The organism is Cupriavidus sp. H18C1 (assembly GCF_049311595.1).
GTDB classification, from domain to species: domain Bacteria; phylum Pseudomonadota; class Gammaproteobacteria; order Burkholderiales; family Burkholderiaceae; genus Cupriavidus; species Cupriavidus cauae.
Genome location: NZ_CP186009.1, coordinates 1,277,186 through 1,302,017, shown reverse-complemented (window position 1 = coordinate 1,302,017; position 24,832 = coordinate 1,277,186). Strand labels below are relative to the sequence as shown.

Below are 24,832 nucleotides of genomic sequence, written 5' to 3'. Positions count from 1 at the left end.
GGCGGCGCGCGGCGCGCTAGTCGATGGTCGCACCGGACGCCTTGATCACCGCCGACCATTTCGCGGTATCGCGCTGGATCAGGCCGGTGAAGGCTTGCGGCGTGCCGGGCAAGGGCCGGGCGCCCAGTTGGGCGAGCTGGGCACGCACCTCCGGCTGGGCCAGCACCTTCTGCAGATCGCCGTTGAGCCGGGCCAGCGCGTCGGGCGGCGTGCCTTTCGGCGCGGACAGCCCGAACCAGATCGTCACGTCGAAGCCCGGCAGGCCCGACTCGGCGATCGTCGGCACCTTCGGCAACGCCTCGGAGCGGGCCGGACCCGTAACGCCGAGCGCCTTGACCTTGCCGGCGTTCAGGTATTGCACCTGGCTCGAGACCGTGTCGAACATCATCGAAATGCGGCCGCCCAGCAGGTCGGTAAAGGCCGCGCTCGAGCCCTTGTAGGGCACGTGCACGATGTCGATGCCGGCCATCGACTTGAACAGTTCGCCCGACAGATGGTTGGAACTGCCGTTGCCGGCCGAGCCGAACGTCAGGCTGCCGGGCTTGCGCCGCGCCAGCGCGATCAACTCCTGCAAATTGCCCACGCCCAGCGATGGCGGCACCACCAGCACGTTCTCGGTCGCCGCCACCGAGCCCACCGCATCGAACGCCTTCAGCGGATCGACCTTCATCGTCCTGTACAGCGACGGATTGATCGCCATCGTGCCGGTGGTCGAGAAGAACAGCGTATAGCCGTCGGGCGTTGCCGCGGCCGCCGCCTCGGTGGCGATGGTGCCGCCCGCGCCGCCGCGATTGTCGATCACCACCGGCTGGCTCAATTGCTGGGACAGCCGCTGGCCGATCAGCCTGGCCATCGCATCGGTGGGGCCGCCGGCGGGGAATGGCACCACCAGGCGGATCGGCTTCTCCGGGTAGGCACCAGCGGCCTGCGCCGCCGGCACCGCCGCCAGCGCGGTCATGCCAAGAACCGTGGTTAGGGCGGCGGCCAGCAACTGGCGCCGGCGGGCAATGGAAGTCATGACGGGTTGTCTCCTTGCTGATGTTCATTCCCCCGCTCGGTTGGCGGGGATGACGGCAGTGTAGGGACTGGGGCGGCTTTGCATAAGCGTAGAATCCGCTATACCTGTTATCACTGAATTGCATGGCCTGCGGCCGGCGCTGCACCCTTCCCGGAGCCACACTATGGCGATGAATCTGAAGCAACTCGAAACGCTGGCGCTGGTCGCCGAGCTGGGCTCGCTGTCGCGCGCCGCCCGCACGCTGGGCGTGGCGCAGTCGCTGGTCAGCCGCGGCATCGGCCAGCTCGAGGCCGAATGGGGCGACCGGCTGTTCGAGCGCACCGGCCGCGGCGTGGTGCTGTCCGAGTTCGGCCGGCGCGTGATGCCGCAGGTGGAACTGCTGCTGGCGCAGTCGGCGCGCCTGCGGGACGAGATCAAGGACAGTGCCGGCGTGCCCTCGGGCGTGGTCAGGATCGGTGTGCTGTCATCGATGGCGCGCCAGCTGGTGGCGCGCCTGTTCGAATCGCTGCGGGCCCGCGCGCCCGGTGTGCGGCTGCATTTCACCGAGGGCTTCAGCGGGCAGCTCGACGAACAGCTCGCCTCCGGGCGTCTCGACATCGCTGTGATCAGCCGCTATGGGCCCGCCGCGCGGCAGGACGAGGACGTGATGGGCCAGGTGGCCACGTACCTCGTCTGCGCGGCGGGACACCCGCTGGCGCGGCGGCGCCGCATCGCCCTGCGCGAGCTGGCGGGCCTGCCGCTGGTGCTGCCGCCCGCGCCCAACGGACTGCGCTCGATCCTGGACCAGCATGCGCGCCAGCTGGGCATCGCACTCGACATCGTGCTCGAGGTCGAATCGCTGGCCACGATGAAGGACGTGGCGATGGGCGGGCATGCGATGACGATCCTGCCGATGCTGGGCGTGGACGAGGAAGTGCGCAACGGCCGGCTGGCGGTGATCGAGATCGTCGAGCCCGCGCTGCCGCGCACGATCGCGATCGGCCTGACGCGCCACCATCCGTTGTCCCGCGCGGCGCGGCTGGTGCTGGCCGAACTGCATACGCTGGTGCCCGCGCTGTTGCCGGGCGCGGCGCAGGCGGGCCGCCGGCGAACCGGCTGACGATGACGGTCGCAACGGCTCGTCCGGTTGCGTAACCGATCGGCGCTATGATCGCGACATTCTCAACCACCGGTTGCCGATCATGGACAAGGCCCGCGTCCTCACCCTCTTTATCGGCGTGGTGCGCGCCGGCAGCTTCCGCCGCGCGGCGGTGGAGGCCGGCGTCACCCCGCAGGCGGTCAGCAAGGCCGTGCGCACGCTGGAGTCCGATCTCGGCGTCCGCCTGCTGCACCGGACCACGCGCAAGCTCAGCCTGACGACCGAAGGCGCGCGGCTGTTCGAACTCGCCGCGCCCGGCATGCGGCAACTCGACGAGGCGCTGGAGCAGATCCGCAGCAGCCGCAGCGAGGACGACGGCATGATCCGGCTGACCGCGCCGCCCTCGCTGGGCAGCCGCGTGCTGGTGCCGCTGGTGCAAGGCTTTCGCGCGCAGTACCCCGGCATTGTCTTCGACGTGGTGCTGAGCGATCTGTTCACGGATCTGGTCGAGGCCAGGATCGACGTGGGATTTCGCGTCGGCACCAGTCCGGGCCAGAACCTGGTGGCACGGCGGCTGTGCGATGTACCCATGGTCATCTGCGCGGCGCCGGACTATCTGGCCCGGCACGGCGAGCCCACCACCCCCGACGATCTGCTGCGGCACCAGTGCACGGGCTTTCGCCGCCCATCGACCGGCCGCATGGTGCCGTGGGAGCTGCAGATCGACGGCAATCTCGTCTACCAGGAAGTGCCCGCGGTGGCGAGCTTCAACGACCTCGAAGCCGAGGTCGAGGCCGTGCGCGCCGGTATGGGCATCGGCCAGCTGGCGGCGTACATGATCCACGCCGACCTGGTCAGCGGGCGGCTCAAGCCGGTGCTGACCGACTACAGCGCCAGCAATATCGGCCTGTACATGTATTTCCCCCATCGCACGCAAATGCCCACGCGCGTCCGCCGCTTCATCGATTTCGTGGTGGAGGCCAGCCGCGGCGCCGAGCAGTCGCTGTCGAGGCTGGCGGGGCTGGTGCCCTGAGGCCGGTGCCGGCGACCGCTGACCGACAACGGCAACCGGCAAACGGCAACGCGCGACCCGCAACGCGCGACTGGCAAACGGCAATCGGCAATCGGCAATCGGCAAACTCGCAACCAGAGACTCCCTAACGAGAAATTAACAACTTCCGGTTGCTTCTGAGTCGGCATTGCTCGCTCTAGTGCCACAGTCGCTCCCCATCTAGATTGGTCTCAACGGCGGCTGCATTGCGAAACCGGGCAACACCGGGAAACGCGCCGCAGCCACCGTCCCAAATCGAAACCAATCGAGACCATTCTTCAGGAGCGACATCATGATTGCCCAATTCACCCGCATCCTCGTTCCCGCCGCCGTTTCGCTGGTGGTCGGCCTTTCGCTGCAGAGCGCCAACGCCGCGCCGATCGACAGCACCCCGGCCAGCACGGCACGCAGCCACGACGTGTTCTCTGAAGGACTGCGCCAGGGACCGTTCAACCCGTACTCGGAAGGCGCCTACAGCAATGGCCGCACCGGCATCGTGGCAGCGCGCGCGCATGACGTCTTTACGCAGGGCCTGCGCGATGGCCGCTTCGACCCGTACTCCGAGGGCGCGCGTGGCGCAGGCGAGAGCGCGCTGGTCGCGGGCATGGACCGCAGCGGCGTGTCGGCCCCGCCGGCCCGGCAGTTCAATCCGTACTCCGACGGCGCCCGCACCGTCGACGGCGATCCGCGCGCACGCGGTGCGGCGCTGGCCGGCGTATCGGCTCTGGTTTGACGGCCCTTGCCTGCCACATAGCATCCGCACCGGCCACCAGCACCAGCACCAGCACCAGCAACTGCAACTGCAACCGCAGCGGCAAGGCATCACCCGGGCCCGGCGCTTTCGCTTGACATTTTCTCAAGCGAAAGCGCCGGAAATATCGTTTGTCGCGCCGGGCTTTGGGGACAACCATTACGCCAAGGCCAACCACGACAGGAGACAACCGTGTCAGACCCGCTCTGGAGTACGGAACCCATCCCTCATCTGCTCGCCTCGCGCGAGCGCGCCACTGGCGAATGGATCTTCCCGGCGCTGCCGGACCACTCGCCGCTCGCCGCCGGTCACGATACGGTGGCCATCGCCGGCACCGGCGTGGTCTACAGCTTCACCGTCATCCATCCGGCGCCGAAGACCGGGCTGGCGCCCTATGCGGTCGGCTATGTCGACTTCACTGGCCCGGTACGGCTGTTCGGACGGCTCACCGGCAACGAGCGTCCGGCCATCGGCGACCGCTATGTGCCACGCCGTGACGACGAACTCGGCTACGTCTTCGAGGCCGTCCGGCACTGACCCGCCGCAGGCACCACCGCAACGCAACCGTACAGGCAAGCAAGATGCAGGACATCTACCTCCATGGCGGCGCGATGACGCCGTTCGGCCGCCATCCCGGCGTGCTCGCGCCGGAACTGGCACAGCAGGCCATCCTGAAGGCGCTGGCCGATGCCGACGTGCCCGCCGGCCGCATCCAGGCCGTCTACTGCGCCAACGTGCTGGGCGGCATGATCCTCGGCCAACTGATCGTGCGCGATCTCGGACTCAAGGGCATCCCCGTCTATAACGTCGAGAACGCCTGCGCCAGCGGCGCGACCGCCGTTCATCTGGCCCGTCACGCGCTGCTGGCCGGCCAGTACGACACCGTGCTGGTCGTCGGCATCGAACAGTTGACCGCGCTCGGCGGCGGCACCATCCCGCTGCAGCGCAACGACCACAAGACCGAGCTGTACGCGAAGGCCGGCATGGTGCTGCCGGCCGTCTACGCGATGCGCGGCACGCGCTTCCTGCACGAGCGCGATGCCTCGCCGGCCGATCTGGCGCAGGTGGCGGTCAAGAACCGTCATCACGGCTCGCTGAATCCGTACGCCCAGCAGCGCAGCACGACGACGATCGACGAAGTGCTCGGCTCGCGCATGATCGCCGATCCGCTGACGCTGCTGCAGTGTTGCCCGTCCCAGGTCGATGGAGCGGCAGCGCTGGTGCTCGGTACGACCCGGCCGGGGCACGCGCGGCCGGTCAGGCTGCTGTCGTCGGTGGTGGTATCGGGCATGCGCGAAGGGGCCGATGACGACATCCTCGACGCGGAGATCACCGCGCGCGCGGCGCGGCTGGCGTACCAGCAGGCGGGCCTGGGCCCGGAGGACGTCGATGTCGTCGAACTGCACGACGCCTTCACCATCGCCGAACTGCTCTACTACGAAGCGCTGGGCCTGGCACCGCGCGGCGACGCCGTGCCCCTGCTGCGATCGGGCGCCACGCGGCTCGGCGGCCGTGTGCCGGTCAACCCCAGCGGCGGGCTGCTGGCCAAGGGCCATCCGCTCGGCGCGACCGGCGTGGCGCAGATGGTCGAGATCCTGTGGCAGCTGCAGGGCCGCGCCGGCGAACGGCAGGTCGCGGACGCCCGCATCGGCCTCACGCAGTGCACCGGCGGCGGCATCGCGGGCGTGGATCACGCCGCCTCCTCGGTGCATATCCTGGGAGTCTGACATGGCAACCGACATCACCCCCTCCTCGCCCTTCGACCCCTCCCACGTCGCGGTCGTCACCGGCGCGGCCCGCGGCATCGGCCTGGGCATCGCCACGCAACTGGCGCGCCAGGGACTGACCGTGGCCCTGCTCGACCGCGACGCGGCCGCGCTCGACGGTGCCATCGGCGCGCTCTCCGCGCAGGGATGCAACGTCTTCGGCGCCAGCGCGGACCTGACCGACTCCGCCGCGGTCAACGAGGCCTTCGCACGGGTGCAGGCACGCGCCGGCCGGGTCGACTATCTTGTGAACAATGCCGGCGCGGTCCGCGACATGCGTTTCCTGAAGATGAGCGAGGCCGACTGGGACCTGGTCATCGATACGAACCTGCGCTCGCAGTTCCTGTGCTGCCGCGCGGCGCTGCCGGGTATGGTCGAGCGAGGCCACGGCCGCGTCGTCAATATCTCGTCGCGCGCGTGGCTGGGCGGCTTCGGACAGGCCAACTATTCCGCGGCCAAGGGTGGCGTGGTCAGCCTGACGCGCTCGCTGGCCATCGAGTTCGCAAGCAAGGGCATCACCGTCAATGCGGTGGCTCCCGGCATCGTCGACACCCCGCTGTTCCGCGGCTTTGCGCCGGACGTGCAGGCGCGGCTGCGGCAATCCGTGCCGGTGCACCGGATCGGCACCGCCGACGACATCGCCAACGCGGTCGCCTTCTTCCTGGACCCGCGATCGTCGTACGTGACCGGGCAGGTGCTGTATGTCTGCGGCGGCCGCAGCCTGTCGTCGCCGAGCGTGTAGGGAGGCAGCCATGACCGTACGACTCGATACCCATGGCGCGGTGGCCGTGCTGACCCTCGACCGTCCCGAGGCGCTCAACGCCCTCGATGTGCCTGCGCTGCGCACACTGCGCGCGCACCTGGCCGAGGTGCGCGACCGCGACGACCTGCGCGTGGCGGTGCTGACCGGCGCCGGCACGCGGGCGTTCTGCGCGGGCGCCGATCTGAAGGGCACGCGTGCTTCGCCGGCGACCTATCCGGAGGCGCTGTTTCGCGCGCCGGAGCGGGCGGCGGATCTCGGGCTCTATATCCGGCTGATGGACCTGACCGACCTTGGCCTGCACAAGCCGCTGATCGCCGCGGTCAACGGGCACTGCCTCGGTGCCGGGCTCGAGATCGCGCTGCAGTGCGATGTCCGCATCGCGGCGGATTCGGCGAGCTTCGGCCTGCCGGAAGCGGCGGTCGGCTCGATTCCCGCGGTCTCCGGGCTGCATCGGCTGCTCAAGGCGGTGCCGGCCGCGCATGCGATGCAGATGGTGCTGACCGGCGAGCGTATCGACGCGGCGCAGGCGCTGCGCATCGGACTGGTGAGCGAGACGCTGGCCTCGGCCGCACTGCTGGACCGCGCCCTGGCCATCGCGGCGCGCATCGCCGCCAACGCGCCGCTCGCGGTGCAGGCCGTCAAGAAACTGTCCCGGCAAACCAGCCATCTGAGCGAAGTCGACGCGCAGCAACTGACCGAACTCTACTGGGGCGCGCTGCGCGATACCGCGGACCGCGTCGAGGGCCGCCAGGCCTTTGCCGAAAAGCGCCAGCCGCGCTACACCGGCCGCTGATGGCGCGCCTGCCAGACCCGACAGCAGACCGGCAGCAGACCGAGATCGAACCGACACCAGACTTCCAACAAACCAACAGGAGACAACCATGGCAACCCTCACGCGATTCGCGCGCGCCGCGCTGGCAGGCATGCTGGCGATCGGCGCACTGCATGCGTCGGCGCAGGCCCCCTTCCCCCACGCAGAAGCCCATCACGCTCGTGGTCCCGTTCGCGCCGGGCGGCGGCAACGATATCCTGGCGCGTCTGATCGCGCCGAAGATGGGCCAGGCGCTGGGGCAGACCATCGTGATCGAGAACAAGCCGGGCGCCGGCGGCAATCTCGGGGCAGACTACGTGGCCCACGCCGCGCCCGACGGCTACACGCTGGTGATCGCCTCCAGCCAGGTCACGATGAACCCGTTTCTCGGCATCAAGGTGCCGTTCAGGATCGAGGCGGATTTCGAACCGGTGGGGCGGATCGCCTCGGTGCCGATCGTGCTGGTCGCCAACAACCAGCAGCCGTTCCGCACGCTGCAGGACTTCATCCAGTACAGCCGCGCCAATCCCGGCAAGCTCAGCTACAGCAGTCCCGGCAACGGCACCCCCCCAGCACCTTGCCGGCGAGGTCTTTGCCAAGCTGAACAAGACCGAACTGCTGCACGTGCCCTATCGCGGCACCGGCCCTTCGATTACGGACCTGATGGGCGGCCAGGTGCAGCTCTCCTTCGCGACCTTCGCCTCGGCCATCGAATACGTGCGGGCCGGCAGGCTGCGCGCGCTCGGCATTGCCGGGACCAAACGCACGCCGTTGATGCCGGACCTGCCGACCTTCGCCGAAGCCGGCGTCAAGGGCTACGACGCCGAGCTGTGGTACAGCCTGCTGGCGCCAGCGAAGACGCCCAGGCCGGTGGTGGAGAGGATCAATGCCGCGCTGCTGGCCGCGCTGAAGTCGCCGGAGGTATCCGCGCAGATGGCAAGGCAAGGCTTCGAGCCGCAGGCGTCGTCGCCCGCCGAACTGAAGGCGCAGCTGGGCAGGGACATGGCGCGCTGGCAGCGGCTGATCCAGGACAACGGCATCAAGGTGGGGCTATGAGCGATCGCACCATGGCCGCGTCGGACGCCGCGGTGTTGCCGACGGACAATCCGCTGCTCGACGATCTCGGCATCCGGCTCGTCAGCGTGGGCGATGGCCGCTGCGTGTTCGAGCTGGACCTCGCGCCGCGCCACCTGAACCGCCAGGGCAGCGTGCAGGGCGGCGTGGTCGCCACGATGCTGGATGCCGCCTGCGGCTATGCCGGCCTGCCGGTCGGGCCGGATGGCGCGCTGGGCCACGCGGCGACCGCGATGCTGTCGATCTGCTACCTCAGCAAGGCCAGCAGCGGGCGCCTGCGCGCGGCCGCCACGGTAACCCGCGCCGGCAACAGCCTGTACTTCGCCTCGGCGCAATTGACCTCGGACGCCGGCGTGCTGATCGCCACCGCGCAGGGAACCTTCAAGCGCGCCCGCCCCCGTCTGGAGAACTGACATGTTGCGCGACGCACTGCACGGCCTGACCGTGATCGACTTCACGCAGATCGGCGCCGGGCCGACCTGCACCATGCTGCTCGCCGACATGGGCGCCCGCGTCATCAAGGTGGAGCCGCCCGGCGGCGAACTGGGACGCGGGCTGGGGCCGGGGTGGATCGGCGACGATGCCGCGCTGTTCCATGGCTTCAACCGCAACAAGCTTGGCGTGGCGCTGGACCTCAAAAGCAGCGAGGGGGTTGCGATCGCGCGGCGCCTGATCGCCGGCGCCGACGTCGTGGTGGAAAGCATGCGCCCCGGCGTGATGGATCGGCTGGGACTGGGCCACGCGGGACTGGCCGAAGCGCATCCGGGCCTGATCTACTGCTCGATCTCGGCCTATGGGCAGGACGGACCGTATGCGGACCGCGCCGGGGTCGACGGCATCATGCAGGCCGACTCCGGGCTGATGAGCCTGATCGGCCTGCCCAGTGGAGAGCCCTGCAAGGTGCAGGCACCGGTGGTCGACGTGATGACGGGCTACGTCGCCTGCATGGGCATTCTGGCCAAGCTGGCACAGCGCAGCCGCGACGGCCGGGGCGGCCATCTCGACGTCAGCCTGTTCAACGCGGCGCTGGCGCTGCAGCAGTCGTCGTTGACCAGCTATTGCGCCGACGGCCAATTGCCCCAGCGGGTGGGCAGCGCGGCGCCATACTCGGCGCCGAACCAGGCCTTCCGCACCGCCGACGGCTGGATCATGGTGGCCGCCTACATGCCCGAGCGCTGGCGCCGCCTGTGCGACGTGCTGGGCCTGCAGGCACTGGCCGACGATCCGCGCTTTGCCACGTCGCCGCTGCGCGTGGCGAATCGCGCGGCGATGACCGAGGCGCTCAACGAGGCGTTCGGCACGCGTTCCACCGAGGCCTGGCTGGCTGTGCTCCAGGCGGCCGACATCCTGTGCGCGCCCGTCGCGACCTACGACGACGTCCTGGCGCATCCTCAGCTGGCGGCGAACGGCATGATGCAGCGGATCGCGCATCCGGCGCTGGGCGACATCCGCATGCCGGGGTTTCCGATCAACAGCGCGCGAGAGAACGCGCGTGCCGCCCGCCCCGCCCCCGCATGCGGCGAGCATACCGAGGCATTGCTGCGCGAGCTGGGCTACAGCGCGGACGACATTGCCGCGCTGCGGGCAAGCCGTGCGATCCACTGCGCCGAGGCTGTGGCGGGAGCACGTGACACCGCGACCACGGCGTGAATCGGCGAGTCCGTGAATCGGCGAGTAGTGAATCGGTGAATCGGCGAGTCGGTGAGTCGGTGAGTCGGTGAGTCGGTGAGTCGGTGAGTCGGTGAGTCGCAGCGATATCCCGGCCCTTACTGCTGCGCCGCGAACTGCGCCAGCAGCCACTGCCGGAACACCGTCATGCTGGCACTTTCCTTTCGGTCGGCCGGCGTCAGCAGGTAGTAGGTGAAATCGCCCATGTCCACCGTCTGCCGGAACGGCGCCACCAGCCGGCCGGCCTCGAGGTCGAACGCTACCAGAAAGCGCTGCGCGATCGCAAAGCCCTGCCCTTCGATGGCCGCCGCGTAGGCCATCGCCGAGCTCTGGTACGTCATGCCGCTGCGCGCATCGACGTCCCGGTCCGCGCGCACGGAGCGCAGCCAGTGTGCCCAGTCGTCGGGTCGGGCAATCGAATGCAACAGGGTGTGGTGCCGCAGGTCGGCGGGCTTCCTCACCTTCGGCCCCTCGGCGAGCAACCCCGGACTACAGACCGGCACCAGGATGTTCGACACCAGCCGGTAGGCGTTCGCCCCGCTCCACTTGCCGTCGCCCAGCCGGATCGCGCCGTCGATGTCTTCCTTGCGGAAGTCGACCGGATCGAGCGACGCGGTCAGCAGCACTTCGATGCCGCGGTTGGCCGCATGAAAGCTCGACAGCCGCGGGATCAACCAACGCATCGCGAAGGTGGTATAGGCGCGGACCTTCAGCTGCTTGCGCTTCGCCCGCTTGCCCAAGCGGGTGGTGGCCTCGCGCAGATCCTCCATCGCCCGCGTGACGGCGCGGTAGTAGTCCTCGCCGGCGCTGGTCAGCGAAATCTGCCGATGCCCACGGTGCAGCAACTGCACGCCAAGCCCTTCCTCCAGTCCGCGGATCTGGCGGCTGACGGCACCGGGCGTGACATGCAGCTCCTCGGCGGCCGCCGTGATGCTCAGGTGCCGGCCGGCGGCCTCGAAAGCGCGCAGCGCGTTCAGTGGGGGCAGTTTGTCCATGGCGCCGAGTCTGCCATACGGTTGAGGGTTTCTCAATCGAAATGGCGCCTTCAGATAAACAACCAATGGTTGTTATTGAAGTCCCATTACATCGCATTGTGCTGCGTGATCGGTGAGCCTACATTGCTCTCCATGGCACCCGCCATCGCACACCTGAACCAACGCAGCATTCCTCAAAGGAGAATCACCATGTCCGCCACCATTACCAAGAACGACAGCAAAGTCTGGTTCATCACCGGCGCCTCGCGCGGCTTCGGCCTGGAGCTGACGCGTGCCGCGCTGGCTCGCGGCGACCGCGTGGTCGCCACCGCGCGCCGCCCCGAGACCATCGCTGCCGCAGTGGGCGAGCACGCGAACCTGCTCAGCGTGGCGCTGGACGTCACCAGCGAAGCGCAGGCCATCGCCGCCGCCGAGGCCGCGGTCACGCGCTTCGGCCGCATCGACGTGCTGGTCAACAACGCCGGCTACGGCCTGCTCGGCGCGGTGGAAGAAGCCTCGGCGAAGGAAGTCGAGCAGCAGTTCGCCACCAATGTGTTCGGCGTGCTGGCCGTGACGCGCGCGGTGCTGCCGCAGATGCGCCGCCAGCGTAGCGGCCACGTGATCAATATCTCGTCGATCGGCGGGTATGCGGCCTATCCCGGCTGGGGCGTCTACGGCGCGACCAAGTTCGCGGTGGAGGGGCTGACCGAGGCGCTGGACGCGGAACTGGCGCCGCTGGGCGTGCGCGCCACCGTGGTCGAGCCGGGCTTCTTCCGCACGGACTTCCTCGACGACAGCTCGCTGGTGCGCGTGCGCTCGGAGATCGGCGCCTACGCCGAGACCGTCGGCGCGATGCGTGGCCACATGGCCGCCGCCAACCACCAGCAGCCGGGCGATCCGGTCAAGCTGGCCGCCGCGCTGCTGGCGCTGGCCGACAGCGACACGCCCCCGGTGCGGCTGCCGCTGGGCTCGGACACGGTGGCGCGGATTGCGGAGAAGCACCGCAAGGTCGAAGCGGAACTGTCGGCATGGCGCGCGCTGGCGGTGTCGACCGACCATGACGACGTGCGGGTGTAATCGCAGTCCTGGCATACCACTGCAGCGTCGGTGCCGCCCCCTTCCCCTCTCCCGCAAGCGCCGCAAGCGGGAGAGGGATCGCCTCGCCAGCGCAGCGGTCCCGCGCCAAGTGACCGCAGCGGCCTGACATCAAGCCCGCCACCCTTGATCGGCAGGCAACAGTCATTTGACGGTCCGGGGCTGTTTCATCGAAGCGTTCCGCACCACAATGCCCGGAATCCGCAATCCCTGACCCCGAATTCCTGGAGCTCACCATGACGCAGACCATTCCCGCCTTCGGCCTCGGCACCTTCCGCCTGACCGGCCAGACCGTGATCGATTCGGTCAAGAACGCCCTGTCGGTCGGCTATCGCCTGATCGATACCGCGCAGATCTACGGCAACGAGGCCGAGATCGGCCAGGCCATCGCAGAGAGTGGCGTCGCGCGCAAGGACCTGTTCCTCACCACCAAGATCTGGACCGACAACCTGGCCGGCGACAAGCTGATCCCGAGCCTGAAGGACAGCCTGGCAAAGCTGCGCACCGAGCAGGTCGACCTGACGCTGATCCACTGGCCGTCGCCGAACGGCGCGGTGCCGCTGCCCGAATACATGGCCGCGCTGGCCGAGGCCAAGGCGCAGGGTCTGACGCGCCTGATTGGCGTGTCGAACTTCACGGTGTCGCTGCTGGGCCAGGCCATCGATGCGGTCGGCGCCAGCGAGATCGCGACCAACCAGATCGAGATCCACCCGTATCTGCAGAACCGCAAGCTGGTCGACTACGCGCGCGGCCAAGGCATCCATCTGACCTCGTACATGACGCTGGCCTACGGCAAGGTGGTGCAGGACCCTGTGGTCCAGGCCATCGCGCAGGCGCATGGCGCCACGCCGGCCCAGGTGGCGCTGGCCTGGGCGCTGCAGCAGGGCTTCGCGGTGGTCCCGTCGTCGACCAAGCGCGAGAACCTCGCCAGCAATCTGCAGGCGCAGCAGCTGCGCCTGACCGACGACGAGATGGCGAAGATCGCCACGCTCGATCGCGGCGAGCGGCTGGCCAACCCGGAAGGCATCGCGCCCGCCTGGGATTGAGTCCGTTCACCGGTGTTTCGGTCGTCCCCGCGCGCACGGGGACGACTCCCGGTGTTTCCGTCACCGTTCAGCGGCTGGGCTGCAGCGCCTTATCGTTTCCCTGCGCGCTTCCCTGCGCGTTTCCTTGCGCGTTTCCCTGCGCGCTTCCCTGCGCCACCGCATGCGGATCGCGGCGCGGCACGCCGTTGAACAGCAGGTTCAGCAGCACCGACAGCACGCAGGCCAGCAGGATACTGCTGTGCATCAGCGGCTGCAGCCACCTGGGCAGATGGTGGAACAGCGTGGGCGCGAAGGTCGGCAGCAGCGAGATCGCCAGCGTCGCCGCGACGATATAGACGTTGTGCCGCTGCGATTCGAAATCGACCCGCCCCAGCGTGCGCACGCCCGCCGCGGTGACCACGCCGAACATGAACAGCGCCGCGCCGCCCAGCGCGGGCAGCGGCACCGAGGCCACCACGGTTGCCATCTTGGGAAACAGCCCCAGCACGCACAGGATCACGCCGGCCGCTACCACCACCCAGCGGCTCTTGACGCCGGTCACCACCAGCAGCCCGATGTTCTGGCTGTAGATCGTGTACGGAAAGCCGTTCAGCGCGCCGCCGATCACGCTGGCCAGGCCGTTCGCACGCAGGCCGTCGGTCATCTCGCGCGGCGTCAGCGTCTTGCCGACCACGTCGCCGGTGGCCAGGAACAGGCCCATCGACTCGATCATGATGATCACCATCACGACCACGATGGTGGCGACCGCGAGCGGATCGAACACGGGCCAGCCGAAGTAGAACGGCCGGATCACGTCCACCATCGGCGCCTCGGCGACGCCGGCGAAGTCCACCATGCCGAAGGGAATCGCCACCAGCATGCCGGCCGCCAGTGCCAGCAGCACCGAGACATTGGTCCAGAAGCCCTTGAGCCAGCGGTTGATCACGAGGATCAGCGCAAAGACGAAGCCGGCCAGCGCCAGGTTGTGCGGCGCGCCGAAGTCCGGCGCGCCCTTGCCGCCACCGATCCAGTTGACGCCGACCGGGAACAGCGACAGCCCGACCACCATCACGATGGAACCGCCGACGATCGGCGGAAAGAAGCGCACCAGCCGGCCGAACACCGGCGAAATCAGCATCGTCAGCAGACCGCCCGCCATCACCGCGCCGATCACCGCCGGCAGCCCCAGCCCCGGATTGGTGGCGATCACCAGGATCGGCGGGATCGCGCTGAAGGCGACCCCCCTGCATCACCGGCATCCGCACGCCGATGCGCCAGAAACCCGCCGATTGCAGGATGGTGGCGATGCCACAGGTAAACAGGTCGGCGTTGATCAGCACGGCCACCGCTTCCTTCGGCAGCTTCAACGCAGTGGCGATGATCATCGGCACCGCGATCGCGCCGACATACATCACCAGCACATGCTGGAAGCCCAGCATCAGCAGCGGTCCGGTGGCGGGCACCGCGTCGACGGGCGCGCGCGCCGGCGGTGCGGGGTCGCGCACCGCGTTGTGTTGCGCTTTCATGGGGATGTCTCCTTGCCGATCTCGTTGTGGTTGTTGTCGTGCCGGCGTGGCCCGGCGGCGCCGGTGCCGGCATAGCGTGGGATGCCGCATGGGGGGGGCGCGCCGGTCCGACGCACGGCAGCGGCGGCCGTCGAAACGACGCCGCCACCGTGCCCATCGCTCGCGTCAGGCGAAGCGGAACGGCGTCGCGCGCAGGCGCTTGCCGGTCGCCGCGAAGATCGCGTTGCCGATGGCCGGGACCACCGGCGGATTGGACAGTTCGCCGACGCCGCTCGGCGCCCTGCCCGACGGCGGCATCAGTTCGATGTCCAGCCGCGGCGCATCGGTGATGCGCACCACCGGATAGTCGTGGTAGTTGCTGATGCGCACGGTGCCATGGTCGATCGGCACCTCGTTCATCATCGCCGTCGACACGCCCCAGTACAGCCCGCCCGCCAGCTGCTGCCGCACCGAGCTGGGATCGACCGCCAGCCCGCAGTCCACCACGCAGCTGAGCCTGTGCACGGCGATCGCGCGCTCCTTGACCTCGACCTCCGCGACCACCGCGATATAGCTCTTGTAGCCCTGATAGGTTGCGATGCCGAGCCCGCGGCCGGGCGCCGAGGCCCGCGGCCAGCCCGCCAGCGCGGCGGCGCGCTCGAGCACCGCCAGATGCTCGGGCCGCTCGCGCAGCAGGCGGCGGCGATAGGCGAGCGGATCCTGCCCCGCCGCGTGCGCGGCCTCGTCGATCAGGCTTTCGATCGCGAAGACGTTCGGCACGTAGCTGACCGCGCGCCACCACCAGATCGGCAGCTTCGGCTCGACCCGCACCCACGCCAGGTCCAGCGTGCCGATGTCGTAGTAGAAGTCGTCGCGCATCGCCTCGGTGCAGCTCGGATCGACCGGCACCTTGGCCAGGAAGCCAGGATCGTCGGGCTCCTTGATCGACGGCGTCACCGCGCGCAGGCTGAAGGCGGCGATGCCGCCGTCGCGATCGAGCGCGGCGCGCGCCTTGTGTACGCTGGCGGTCTGGTAGAACAGGCCGCGCATATCGTCCTCGCGGCTGTAGATCAGCTTGACCGGCTTGCCGACGCGGCGCGAGATATAGGTGGCCTCGAGAATCTGGTGCATCCCCTCGCGCGCGCCGAAGCTGCCGCCGGCCTCGGTCAGATGGATCCTGACCTTGTCGGCCGGCACGCCGGCGATGGTCTCGGCTGCCTGCGCGCAGCGCGACGGCACCTGGATGCCGCCCCAATACTCGACGATGCCGTCGTGCACCCAGGCCACCACGCTGAGCGGTTCCATCTGCGCGTGGGCCTTGTAGGGCATCGTGTAGACGCCTTCGACGACCTTGTCGGCGCGCGCGAACGCGGCCGCGGCATCGCCCTTGACCTTGCTCTTGAGGCCGGCATCGTCGACATGCCGGGCCAGCTCGCGCAGCGCGCCCTCCGCGCTGAAATCCGCCATGTCGCTGTCGCCCCATCGCACCTTCAACGCCTGGCGCGCGCTGCGCGGCCCAGAAGTGGTCGGCGACGATGGCCACGCCGGGCTGGCAGGCGCCGTTGTCCGGCACCGCCGGGCCCATGCCGGGACGGAAATGCGCGATCGCCGCCGGAATCTCGGTCGCGAACACATCGCGCACGCCGGGCATCGCCTTGACCTCGGCCGCATTGAACGACACCACGCTTGCATTGATCACCGGCGGATGGACCACGATCGCGGTCAGCATGCCGGGCAGCTTGATATCGACCGCGTATTGCGCGCGGCCGGTCAGCTTGTCCGCGACGCGATAGCTGCTGCGTTCCTTGCCGATCAGCACGAAATCGGCCGGGCGCTTGAGCGCGACTTCCTTCGGCACGGGCTGCCGTGCCGCGCCTTCGGCGAGATCGCCGTAGCCGAGCCGCCGCGAGCCGGCGGCATCGATCACCATGCCGCTGCTCGTGCGGCAACTGGCCGGATCGACCCGCCAGCGCTGCGCGGCCTCGGCGACCAGCATCGCGCGCGCGGTGGCACCGGCGCGCCGCAGCGTGGTCCATTCGAGCGGCACGCTGGTGCTGCCGCCGGTTGCGTGCATGCCCCACAGCGGATGGATGTAGACCTGCGCCAGCGGATCGTCCGGCTGCACCACGCGCACGCGCGACCAGTCGGCATCGAGCTCCTCGGCCAGCATCAGCCCGAGCGCGTTCTTGACGCCGGTGCCGCTGTCGAACTTGTGCACGACCAGCAGCACCTCGCCCTGCGGCGTGATGCGAACCCAGGCGTTGGGGGCGAAGGCGGCGCCATCGGCGGGGGGCGCCCGAGGACGATGCCCCGGCGGCGGCGCCTGCCGCGCGCACGCCGCCGGCGCCCAGCTCCAGCATCAGGCCGCCGGCCAGCGCCGCCCCGCTCTTCAGGAAGTCGCGCCGCTTCATGCCGGCCTCCCGCTGCGCAGTTCGGCTGCGGCGCGATGAATCGCCCGCCGGATCCGGTCATAGGTGCCGCAGCGGCAGATATTGCCCGCCATCGCCGCATCGATATCGCTGTCGCTGGGCTTTGGCTTCCGCGCCAGCAGCGCGGCGGCGGACATCAGCTGCCCCGACTGGCAGTAGCCGCACTGCGGCACGTCCTCGGCCTGCCATGCGCGCTGCAGCACATGCAGCGCATCGGGCTTGCCCAGCCCCTCGATGGTCGTCACGCGCTTGCCGGCGACGCTGGACAACGGCGTCTGGCAGGCGCGCACGGCCTGTCCGTCGACATGGACGGTGCACGCGCCGCACAGGCCCATGCCGCAGCCGTACTTGGTGCCGGTCAGGTCCAGCTGGTCGCGCAACACCCACAGCAGCGGCGTATCCGCGGGGGCGTCCACCCGACGGCGGGCGCCATTGACATCGAGCTTGGTGGTCATCGTGGTCTCCTCGGCCGCCCCTCTGGCGTGGACGGATCAGGGAAAGCCTAGGTGTCGCCCAACCATATGTGAAATATGATTTCGGAATCCAATCCATACGGATCGCATATGGATCTCCGCCAGCTGCGCTATTTCATCGCGGTCGCCGAGGAAGGCAACTACAGCCGCGCCGCCGAGCGGCTGCATATCTCGCAGCCGCCGCTGAGCCAGCAGATCAAGTCGCTGGAGGGCGCGCTGCGGGTCACGCTGTTCGAACGCGGCCGGCATGGCGCGCGGCTGACGCGCGCCGGCGAGGCGCTGCTGACGCGGGCGCGCCGCATCGTCGACGACTGCGAATCGGTGGAACGGCAGGTGCGGCGCGTGGCGGAAGGACTGGAGGGCTATCTGCGCATCGGCATCATCAACTCGGTGATGTACGGCCCGCTGCCGCTGACGCTGCGCCAGTTCCAGCTGCGCAATCCCGGCGTCGAATGGACGCTGCACGAACTGCTGCCCGACCAGCAGTACGAGGCGCTGGCGCGCGGTCGCATCGACGTGGGGTTTTCGTGCAGCGCGGCGGCGCGCAGCGACCTGCGCTCGATCCTGGTCTATGCGCAGCCGCTGGTGGTGGCGATGGCGGCCGACCATCCGCTGGCGGGCGCGCAGCGCGTCTCGCTGCGGCAGCTGTCCGGCGATGCCTTCGTGCTGCTGAACATGCAAAGCCCGATGATCCGCAATGTGCTGGCTGCCTGCCTGCGCGAGGGCTTCGAGCCGCGCGTGATGCACGAATCGATCGACCCGGAGACGGTGCTGGGGCTGGTGGGCGCGGGCGTCGGCGTCAGCGTGCTGCCGGCCTCGCTGTCGGCCACGCGGCGCGACGACGTCAGCTACGTGCCGCTGGCCGCGCGCGGGCTCGACGCCGACCTGCATGCGACCGTGCGGCGCGAGCATGCGCTGCCGGCGCTGGAGCGGTTTCTCGCGCTGCTGGAGGACGTCACGCGGGCCTGGCACCGCGAGGTGTTCGGCGACGGCGCGGCGCCGGGCGGTGGAGGCTGGCCGGCGGCGGGGGGAGCGGGACGCCAGGGGCGGGGTGAAGCGCGACACCGCGCGCGATGTGAAGCGCGATGTGAAGCGCGATGTGAAGCGCGATGTGAAGCGCGACACCGACCGCGACACCAGGCGCAATAGCAAGCGCAAGGTCAGGCCGGCGTCATCACCACCTTGATGCAACCGTCGTGCTTGTCGCGGAAAGTCTCGTACATCGACGGCCCTTCCGCCAGCGTGACGCGATGCGAGATCACGAAGGTCGGATCGATCTGCCCGTCGATGATGCGCTGGAGCAGATCGTCGGTCCAGCGGTTGACGTGGGTCTGGCCGGTACGGATCGTCAGGCCCTTGTTCATCAGCGCGCCCATCGGAATCTTGTCGACCAGTCCGCCGTAGACGCCGGGGATCGACACGATGCCGCCGGGCCGGCAGACATAAATCATCTCGCGCAGCACGTGCGGCCGGTCGGTCTCCAGCATCACGGCCTGCTTGACGCGGTCGTAGATCGAATCGAGCGAGCGCGTCGCATGTGCCTCGAGCCCGACCGCGTCGATGCACTTGTCCGGCCCCTTGCCCTGCGTGATCTCGTTGAGCGCCTCGAGCACGCTCTGGTTCTCGAAATCGATCGGCGTCACGCGGTCGGGGCCGAGCTGCTGCGCCATGCGCAGGCGTTCGGGCACGCGGTCGATCACCACCACCTGCTTGGCCCCCCATCAGCAGCGCCGACAGGATGCAGAACTGGCCGACCGGTCCCGCGCCCCAGATCGCGACAATGTCGTCGCGCTGGATGTCGCATTGCGCCGCGGCCTGCCAGCCGGTCGGCAGGATGTCGCCGAGGAACAGCACCTGTTCGTCGCTCAGTTCGGCCGGCACCTTGACCGGCGCCACGTCGGCATAGGGCACGCGCACGTATTCGGCTTGACCGCCCGCATAGCCGCCGGTCAGATGGGTGTAGCCGAACAGCCCGGCGGTGGTGTGGCCGAACATCTTGTCGGCCGCGTCCTTGTTGCGGTTGGTGCGCTCGCACACCGAGAAATTGCCGCGCCGGCATTGATCGCATTCGCCGCAGATGATGGTGAACGGCACCACCACGCGGTCGCCGACGCGCAGCCGGCGGTTCTCCGCGCCGACCTCGACCACCTCGCCCATGAACTCGTGGCCCATGATGTCGCCGTGCTCCATGCCGGGCACGAAGCCGTCATACAGGTGCAGGTCCGAGCCGCAGATTGCGCAGCTGCTGACGCGGATGATGGCGTCGCGCGGGTGCTCGATCACGGGATCGGGAACGGTGTCGTAGCGGATATCGTGCTTGCCGTGCCAGCAAAGGGCTTTCATCGCGGGCTCCCCAGGGAAGAGCGGCACGCCAGTCGCGCCGCATGGGGCGGGAATGCAAGCGCTGTTCCACGGGGGTGGCAGGCGGTTGGGCGTCGCGAAGTCTCCCTTCGGTGGCACCGGGCGGCGCGAAACTTACATGTGGGGGAAGAAGTTTCACTCAGCCCGGCAGCGCGATCGTAAACGTGGTGCCGCGTCCCGGCGCGCTGTCGACGCCGACATGGCCGCCGTGCCGCTCGACCACCGTCTTGACGAACAGCAGGCCCAGCCCGCTGCCTTCGCGTACCGGGCGGCCCTCTTCCTGCAGCCGGCTGAACGGCTGGAACAGGCGTGCCTGCTCCTCGGGCGCGATGCCGGGCCCCTGGTCGGAGACCGACACCATCAGGCCGCCATCGCTGCCATCGTCGTGCCGCACGCGGCCGGCGCGCACGGTGACGGTGCCGCCCGGCGGGCTGTACTTGACCGCGTTGTCGATCAGGTTGGAGACGGCGCGCATCAGCAGTGCCGCTTCGCCGTACAGCATCATCTCCTCGTTGCCGGTCTGCACCGCGACGGTCACGCGGCGCGCCTGCGCCAGCGCCCACAGCGAATCGGCGGCATCCATCAGCACCGTGGTCAGGTCGACCTCGGCAAAGCGCAGATGCTGCGACTCGGCCCGCGCGAGCTGGATGAAGTCGTCGGCCAGCGCCAGCGTGCGGCCCGCGTGGTGGCGGATCCGTTCGAGCAGCACCGGCGGTTCGAGCGCGCGCGCCGGGTCGGCCTGCAGCTCGACCAGCGCGAGGATCGACGCCTGCGGCGAGCGCATGTCGTGCGAGATGAAGCGCAGCGTTTCCTCGCGCTGGCGCTCGGCCAGCCGCACCTGCGTGATGTCGATGAAGCTGATGCTGAAGCCGGCGACCTCGCCCGCGTTGCCGCGCAGCGGTGCGCCGCGCAGCAGCATCGCACGCTGGTCGTGGGTCTGCAGCTCGACTCCGGCGCGCTCGCCGCGCGTCGGCGCCGCGCCGTGGTCGGCGGCGCGCCGGAGCCGATCCCAGTAGTCGAGTCCGCCCTGCGGCGGCGCGAAGATGTCGGCGATCAGCGTATCGAGCAGGGGCCGCGCCCCGCCCTCGGCATTGAGCGCGGACAGCAGCCGCGGCGACAGCGCCACCGCGCCGGCGTTGGCCAGCAGGATGCTGCCGTCGGCGTCGCAGATCACGGTGGCATCGGGCAGGTTCTCCAGCCCGTCGGACAGCAGGCGGCGCAGGTCGCGCTGCCGCGTGATCATCCGGTACAGCGCGCTCATGCGCGTGTCCAGCGTACCGCCGGCCAGCGGCGGCGCGCTCTTGCCGCCCGGCAGCGCCGGCTCGCGTTCGAGCCGGGCGACCTCGGCCGACAGGAAGGTCAGCGCCGATTCCTGCCGGCGCCAGCTCCACAGCGGATAGAACACCAGGCAGGCCAGGATCGCCGGCACCGGCGAGAACCACAGCCGCTCGAAATGCATCAGCGCCACGCTGGCGCCGAACAGCCCGACGATCACCGCGGCGCTGACCAGCAGGGCGTCGCGCGGGGACATCAGCAGCGCCGCCAGGCACGCGAGCAGCACCGGCAGCAGCGTCAGCGGCCAGTACCAGGCGCGCGGCAACGGCACGATGCCGTTGTCGTCGAGCAGCGCCTGCGCGGCGTTGGCCAGCAGCTCGACGCCGCTGATGCCGGCGCCGTTCTTCGACAGCGGCGCGGAGAACATGTCGCCAAGACCCGTCGCGCCGGCGCCGACCAGCACCAGCTTGTCGCGGAACAGCTCGGGTGGAATGGCGCCGCTGAGCACGTCGATTGCCGACACCGTGCGGAAGGTGCCGATCGGTCCGGCGAACGGAATGCCCAGGCGATGGCGGCGATGCCATTCGCCGGCGAGCGTCTCGTCGACCGGCACCTGCCGGTAGCTGTCCAGCGGCCGCTGCGGCTGGCCGAACTGCACCAGGCGCACGACGAAATGGTCGAGCATCTGGCCCGGCAGGCCCTCCTGCAGATAGAGATGGCGGGCGAGCCCGTCGACGTCGGTGGCGATATTGATGTGGCCGACATCGGCGCCGAGCGCGGGCAGCGGATAGCTGAGGCGATAGCCGTCGCGCACCGGCTCGGCCAGCGCGGGGATGATCACGTTGCCGGCGCGCGCCATGCTGACCGCCAGCGCCTCGTCGTCCTCGGGATGGCGCCAGTCCGGCTCGACCAGCAGCACGTCGAGCCCGATCACGCGCGCGCCGCCGTCGGCCAGCCGATCGACCAGTCCCGCCAGCAGCGAACGCCGCCACGGCCAGCGGCCCACCGCGGACAGCGACTCATCGTCGATCGAGACGATCAGGATGTCGTCGCGCGGCGCGTGCTGCTGCGCGGCGATGCCGATGTCATAGACGGCCAGGTCCAGCCGCTGGCTCGCGCCGAAATCCGCGCGCACCGCGGCCAGCACCATTACCAGCATCGTCAGCACCAGCCATTCGACCAGCGTGCGCCGATGAAAGCCTGCAATCAGGCCGCTGCCCGCGGCCGAGCGCAACTGGGTGCGCAATTGGGGCAGCCGAAAGCGGCTATCCGCCACGGCGCACACTGCCGCTGGCAGTACCGATCGGAGCCCCCCGTGCCGTCGCGCAGATGCTCGTGGACTTCGATGCGTTGCGGGGCCGAGAACGGCGACTCGCTGCCATCGCGCTCGATGCGGGCGATCCGCACGTAATAGACGCCGGCCGGCGGACGCGGCAGCGCCGCGGTGTCCGACTCGATGCGCTGATCCTGCAGCGGCCGGGCAAAACCCGGCTCGTCGGCCAGCTGCACGCGATAGGCCAGCGGCGCGAAGGCCTCGGGCTGCTGCGCGGCGCCCCAGCGCACGCGCAGCGCGCCGCCGTTGTCCTCGATCACGCTGACGCCCGGCGCCGGCGGCAGCAGCCGGAACGCGACCGGCGCGCTCCACGGACCCGCCTGCCCCTTGGCATCGATCGAGCGCACGCGCCACCACCAGTCTCCCGGCGCCAGCGTCTGCTGCGTGCCTGCCTCACGGGTGTTGCCCTGCGCGGCCAGCGTGCCGAAACTGGCGTCGGAGGCGATCTCGAAGCGGTACTCGGCGGCGCTGTCCACCGCCGCCCATTGCAGTTCCGCCACGATGCCGTGCACCGTGCTGCGCGGCGCCGGCTCGACCGTATAGGGCGCCGGCGGATTGAGCCGCACCGTCAGCGGCGCGATCGCGGCGTTGCCGGGAATGCGGTTGCGGTCGATGGCGCGCACCTCGAGATAGGCCGGGCCATCGGGCAGTCCGGTCAGCGCCGCGGACGCCGGCGTGACGGTAGCGGCGTAGACCGCTTCGGTACGCTCGGCGTCGCGCGTCACGCGAACCAGATAGCCGATCGCGCCCTTGACCGGCTGCCAGCCCACTTCGGCATGGCTGGCGTAGATCGGCTCGGCCGGCACCGCGCTCAGCGTCGGCGCCGCCAGCAGCGTGTACACCACCGCGTCGCCCGCGCTGCCGACGGCGACGCCGTGGCCCGCGGTGACCATGCGCTTGGCGCGCCGGGCGCGCACCGCCACGGTGCCCTCGAGCACCGCGCTGCGGTTGGCGCGCCGGCCAGGCTCGTCGGGCTGGCCGGCATCGACCGCGTAGCGGGTGCCGCGCACCCCGGTGACCATCATCGGCGTGCGGATCTCGAAGCGGCCGACCCCGGTCCCGCCCGGCGCGACGCGCGACTCGATGCCGCCACGATCGACCTCCATCACGGTATCGCCCAGACCCGTGCCGGCAAACACGCGCAGGCGCTTGACCTGCAGCCGCGTGTTCGGCGGCATCGCGACGCGCGTGCCGTCGGGCAGCTCGAAGGTGACCAGGCCATCGGCGCCGGTTTGCAGCCAGGCCGCCTCGTCGACGCGCATGCCGGGCCGCAGCGCCGCGCCGTTGGCGTCGGCCTGGCCGAGCACCGACACCACGCGCGCGCTCGCGACCGTCACCGGAATGCGGGCGAGCGGTATCCGGACCTGAGTGCCGATCGGCAGCCGGTACGGATCGGCGACGCGGTTCAGCGCCTTCAGCTCGCGCCAGACGTCGGCGCGGCCGGTATAGCGCTGGGCGACCCAGAACAGCGTGTCGCCGGGCTCGACCTGATGCAGGAAATATTCGCCATCGGCACCGGCCGGGCCCGCCTGCGCCGGCGCGAACGCGACCAGCGCCCATGCGGAAATCGCGGCCCTGACCAACGTGATGGCCGTGGCGGCCACAGTGGCCCCGGTGGCCGCGGTGGCGGTCACCACCCCGCCCTTACGCACCATCGGCCGGCCCCGCGCAGCGCTCGAAACGATAGCCGTAGGAATACACCGAGGCCAGCCGCACGCCGTTCTCCGGCCGCAGGCCGAGCTTGATGCGCAGCCGCGACAGATGGGTGTCCAGCGTGCGCGAACTGGCGCCGAGCGAGCGGCCCCATACCGCCTGCTCGACGACGTCGCGCGGCAGCAGCCGGTCCATGTTGCGGAACAGGTAGAGCGCCAGATCGAACTCGCGCGGCGCGATATCGACCTCGACGCCGTTCAGGCTGGCGGTGCGCGCCACCGGATCGAGCCGATAGGCGCCCACCACGATGGCCTCGTTGGCCGGGGCCGACGGATAGGTCCGGCGCAGCAGCGCACCGACGCGGGCCAGCAACTCGCCGCGCCGCACCGGCTTGATCATGTAGTCGTCGGCGCCGCCGGCCAGGCCCATCACGATGTCCTCTTCCAGCGAGCGGCTGGTCAGGAACAGGATCGGCGGGTACTGCCCCGAATGCAGCCGGACGTGGGTCACCACGTCATAGCCGCTGATGTCGGGCAATTGCCAGTCCATCACCAGCAGATCGTAGGAGCGCTCGCGCATCGCGCGCAGGAAGGCCTTGCCGCCCGAAAAACTGTCGCAGGCATGTCCGGCGCTGACCAGGATCTGCTGGATCAGTTCGGCCTGGCTGGGATCGTCTTCGACCGATGCGATATTCATGTTCTTCTCGGTTACAGGTCGGGTTGCGTCTTG

21 protein-coding genes and 4 pseudogenes are annotated in these 24,832 nt (G+C 69.7%); 15 read left to right on the top strand and 10 right to left on the bottom strand.

Features of this window, described 5'->3' with window-relative positions; genetic code table 11:
• Positions 1-16: 16 nt before the first annotated feature.
• Positions 17-1,018: a Bug family tripartite tricarboxylate transporter substrate binding protein gene (locus tag OJJOAM_RS21705; protein WP_422649798.1), complete on the bottom strand. Its 1,002-nt coding sequence runs from the start codon at positions 1,016-1,018 to the stop codon at positions 17-19.
• A 163-nt stretch (positions 1,019-1,181) separates the two neighbouring features.
• On the opposite strand from OJJOAM_RS21705, the gene OJJOAM_RS21700 reads away from it, so the two are divergent.
• The 11 genes and pseudogenes from OJJOAM_RS21700 (at position 1,182) to OJJOAM_RS21650 (ending at position 9,962) form a co-directional block, all read left to right on the top strand.
• Positions 1,182-2,117 (top strand): LysR family transcriptional regulator, encoded by a 936-nt coding sequence (locus OJJOAM_RS21700; protein WP_422649797.1) that lies wholly within the window; start codon positions 1,182-1,184, stop codon positions 2,115-2,117.
• Between the two features lie 82 nt (positions 2,118-2,199).
• On the top strand, positions 2,200-3,129 hold the full coding sequence (locus OJJOAM_RS21695; RefSeq protein ID WP_422649796.1) for a LysR family transcriptional regulator: 930 nt from the start codon (positions 2,200-2,202) through the stop codon (positions 3,127-3,129).
• A gap of 310 nt (positions 3,130-3,439) precedes the next feature.
• Positions 3,440-3,880 carry a LysR family transcriptional regulator gene (locus tag OJJOAM_RS21690; RefSeq protein ID WP_422649795.1) on the top strand — a complete coding sequence of 147 codons (441 nt, stop codon included), beginning with the start codon at positions 3,440-3,442 and terminating at the stop codon, positions 3,878-3,880.
• A 210-nt stretch (positions 3,881-4,090) separates the two neighbouring features.
• Entirely contained in the window at positions 4,091-4,435 is a 345-nt protein-coding gene (locus OJJOAM_RS21685) for a Zn-ribbon domain-containing OB-fold protein (protein ID WP_422649794.1), read from the top strand.
• A 44-nt stretch (positions 4,436-4,479) separates the two neighbouring features.
• On the top strand, positions 4,480-5,625 hold the full coding sequence (locus OJJOAM_RS21680; protein WP_422649793.1) for a thiolase family protein: 1,146 nt from the start codon (positions 4,480-4,482) through the stop codon (positions 5,623-5,625).
• Between the two features lies 1 nt (position 5,626).
• Positions 5,627-6,406: an SDR family oxidoreductase gene (locus OJJOAM_RS21675; protein ID WP_422649792.1), complete on the top strand. Its 780-nt coding sequence runs from the start codon at positions 5,627-5,629 to the stop codon at positions 6,404-6,406.
• Positions 6,407-6,416: 10 nt separating this feature from the next.
• Positions 6,417-7,220, top strand: coding sequence for an enoyl-CoA hydratase/isomerase family protein (locus OJJOAM_RS21670; RefSeq protein WP_422649791.1), 804 nt, complete (start codon positions 6,417-6,419; stop codon positions 7,218-7,220).
• Positions 7,220-7,744: pseudogene (locus OJJOAM_RS21665) on the top strand (tripartite tricarboxylate transporter substrate-binding protein); the annotation flags it as partial. The gene OJJOAM_RS21670 and the pseudogene OJJOAM_RS21665, both read left to right, overlap by 1 nt.
• 118 nt (positions 7,745-7,862) lie before the next feature.
• Positions 7,863-8,294, top strand: coding sequence for a tripartite tricarboxylate transporter substrate-binding protein (locus OJJOAM_RS21660; RefSeq protein ID WP_422651011.1), 432 nt, complete (start codon positions 7,863-7,865; stop codon positions 8,292-8,294).
• A complete protein-coding gene (locus OJJOAM_RS21655) occupies positions 8,291-8,725 on the top strand; it encodes a PaaI family thioesterase (RefSeq protein WP_422651010.1) in 435 nt (144 codons plus the stop codon). Before OJJOAM_RS21660 ends, OJJOAM_RS21655 begins: the two co-directional genes overlap by 4 nt.
• Position 8,726: 1 nt before the next feature.
• Positions 8,727-9,962 (top strand): CaiB/BaiF CoA transferase family protein, encoded by a 1,236-nt coding sequence (locus OJJOAM_RS21650; protein ID WP_422649790.1) that lies wholly within the window; start codon positions 8,727-8,729, stop codon positions 9,960-9,962.
• A 116-nt stretch (positions 9,963-10,078) separates the two neighbouring features.
• On the opposite strand, the gene gcvA is transcribed toward OJJOAM_RS21650, so the two are convergent.
• Positions 10,079-10,975: a transcriptional regulator GcvA gene (gene gcvA, locus OJJOAM_RS21645; RefSeq protein ID WP_422649789.1), complete on the bottom strand. Its 897-nt coding sequence runs from the start codon at positions 10,973-10,975 to the stop codon at positions 10,079-10,081.
• A 189-nt stretch (positions 10,976-11,164) separates the two neighbouring features.
• Between gcvA and OJJOAM_RS21640 the strand changes: the two genes are divergently transcribed.
• On the top strand, positions 11,165-12,031 hold the full coding sequence (locus OJJOAM_RS21640; RefSeq protein WP_422649788.1) for an oxidoreductase: 867 nt from the start codon (positions 11,165-11,167) through the stop codon (positions 12,029-12,031).
• Between the two features lie 254 nt (positions 12,032-12,285).
• Positions 12,286-13,095: a 2,5-didehydrogluconate reductase DkgB gene (dkgB, locus tag OJJOAM_RS21635; RefSeq protein ID WP_422649787.1), complete on the top strand. Its 810-nt coding sequence runs from the start codon at positions 12,286-12,288 to the stop codon at positions 13,093-13,095.
• A gap of 67 nt (positions 13,096-13,162) precedes the next feature.
• Here dkgB and OJJOAM_RS21630 read toward each other — a convergent pair.
• Together OJJOAM_RS21630 and OJJOAM_RS21625 are read right to left on the bottom strand one after the other, a co-directional pair.
• A pseudogene (locus OJJOAM_RS21630) lies at positions 13,163-14,600 on the bottom strand (nucleobase:cation symporter-2 family protein).
• 165 nt (positions 14,601-14,765) lie between these two features.
• Positions 14,766-16,046, bottom strand: coding sequence for a xanthine dehydrogenase family protein molybdopterin-binding subunit (locus tag OJJOAM_RS21625; RefSeq protein WP_422649786.1), 1,281 nt, complete (start codon positions 16,044-16,046; stop codon positions 14,766-14,768).
• A gap of 68 nt (positions 16,047-16,114) precedes the next feature.
• Between OJJOAM_RS21625 and OJJOAM_RS21620 the strand changes: the two genes are divergently transcribed.
• Positions 16,115-16,372, top strand: a complete 258-nt coding sequence (locus OJJOAM_RS21620; protein ID WP_422649785.1) for a hypothetical protein — start codon at positions 16,115-16,117, stop codon at positions 16,370-16,372.
• A gap of 131 nt (positions 16,373-16,503) precedes the next feature.
• Here OJJOAM_RS21620 and OJJOAM_RS21615 read toward each other — a convergent pair.
• Positions 16,504-16,797 (bottom strand): annotated as a pseudogene (locus OJJOAM_RS21615) (aldehyde oxidase); the annotation flags it as partial.
• A gap of 189 nt (positions 16,798-16,986) precedes the next feature.
• A complete protein-coding gene (locus OJJOAM_RS21610; RefSeq protein ID WP_149316128.1) occupies positions 16,987-17,463 on the bottom strand; it encodes a (2Fe-2S)-binding protein in 477 nt (158 codons plus the stop codon).
• Between the two features lie 108 nt (positions 17,464-17,571).
• Here OJJOAM_RS21610 and OJJOAM_RS21605 point away from each other — a divergent pair, with 108 nt between their 5' ends.
• Positions 17,572-18,630, top strand: a complete 1,059-nt coding sequence (locus tag OJJOAM_RS21605) for a LysR substrate-binding domain-containing protein (protein ID WP_422649784.1) — start codon at positions 17,572-17,574, stop codon at positions 18,628-18,630.
• 11 nt (positions 18,631-18,641) lie between these two features.
• Here the strand turns inward: OJJOAM_RS21605 and OJJOAM_RS21600 are convergent.
• From OJJOAM_RS21600 to OJJOAM_RS21585, 4 genes and pseudogenes are all read right to left on the bottom strand, one after another.
• Positions 18,642-19,824: pseudogene (locus OJJOAM_RS21600) on the bottom strand (zinc-dependent alcohol dehydrogenase).
• A 157-nt stretch (positions 19,825-19,981) separates the two neighbouring features.
• The gene (locus tag OJJOAM_RS21595) at positions 19,982-22,363 is read right to left on the bottom strand and encodes a CHASE2 domain-containing protein (RefSeq protein WP_422649783.1); all 2,382 of its coding nucleotides are present in this window, start codon (positions 22,361-22,363) and stop codon (positions 19,982-19,984) included.
• Positions 22,324-24,105, bottom strand: coding sequence for a FecR domain-containing protein (locus OJJOAM_RS21590; RefSeq protein WP_422649782.1), 1,782 nt, complete (start codon positions 24,103-24,105; stop codon positions 22,324-22,326). Before OJJOAM_RS21590 ends, OJJOAM_RS21595 begins: the two co-directional genes overlap by 40 nt.
• Positions 24,095-24,799: a response regulator transcription factor gene (locus tag OJJOAM_RS21585; RefSeq protein WP_422649781.1), complete on the bottom strand. Its 705-nt coding sequence runs from the start codon at positions 24,797-24,799 to the stop codon at positions 24,095-24,097. Before OJJOAM_RS21585 ends, OJJOAM_RS21590 begins: the two co-directional genes overlap by 11 nt.
• Positions 24,800-24,832 lie beyond the last annotated feature (33 nt).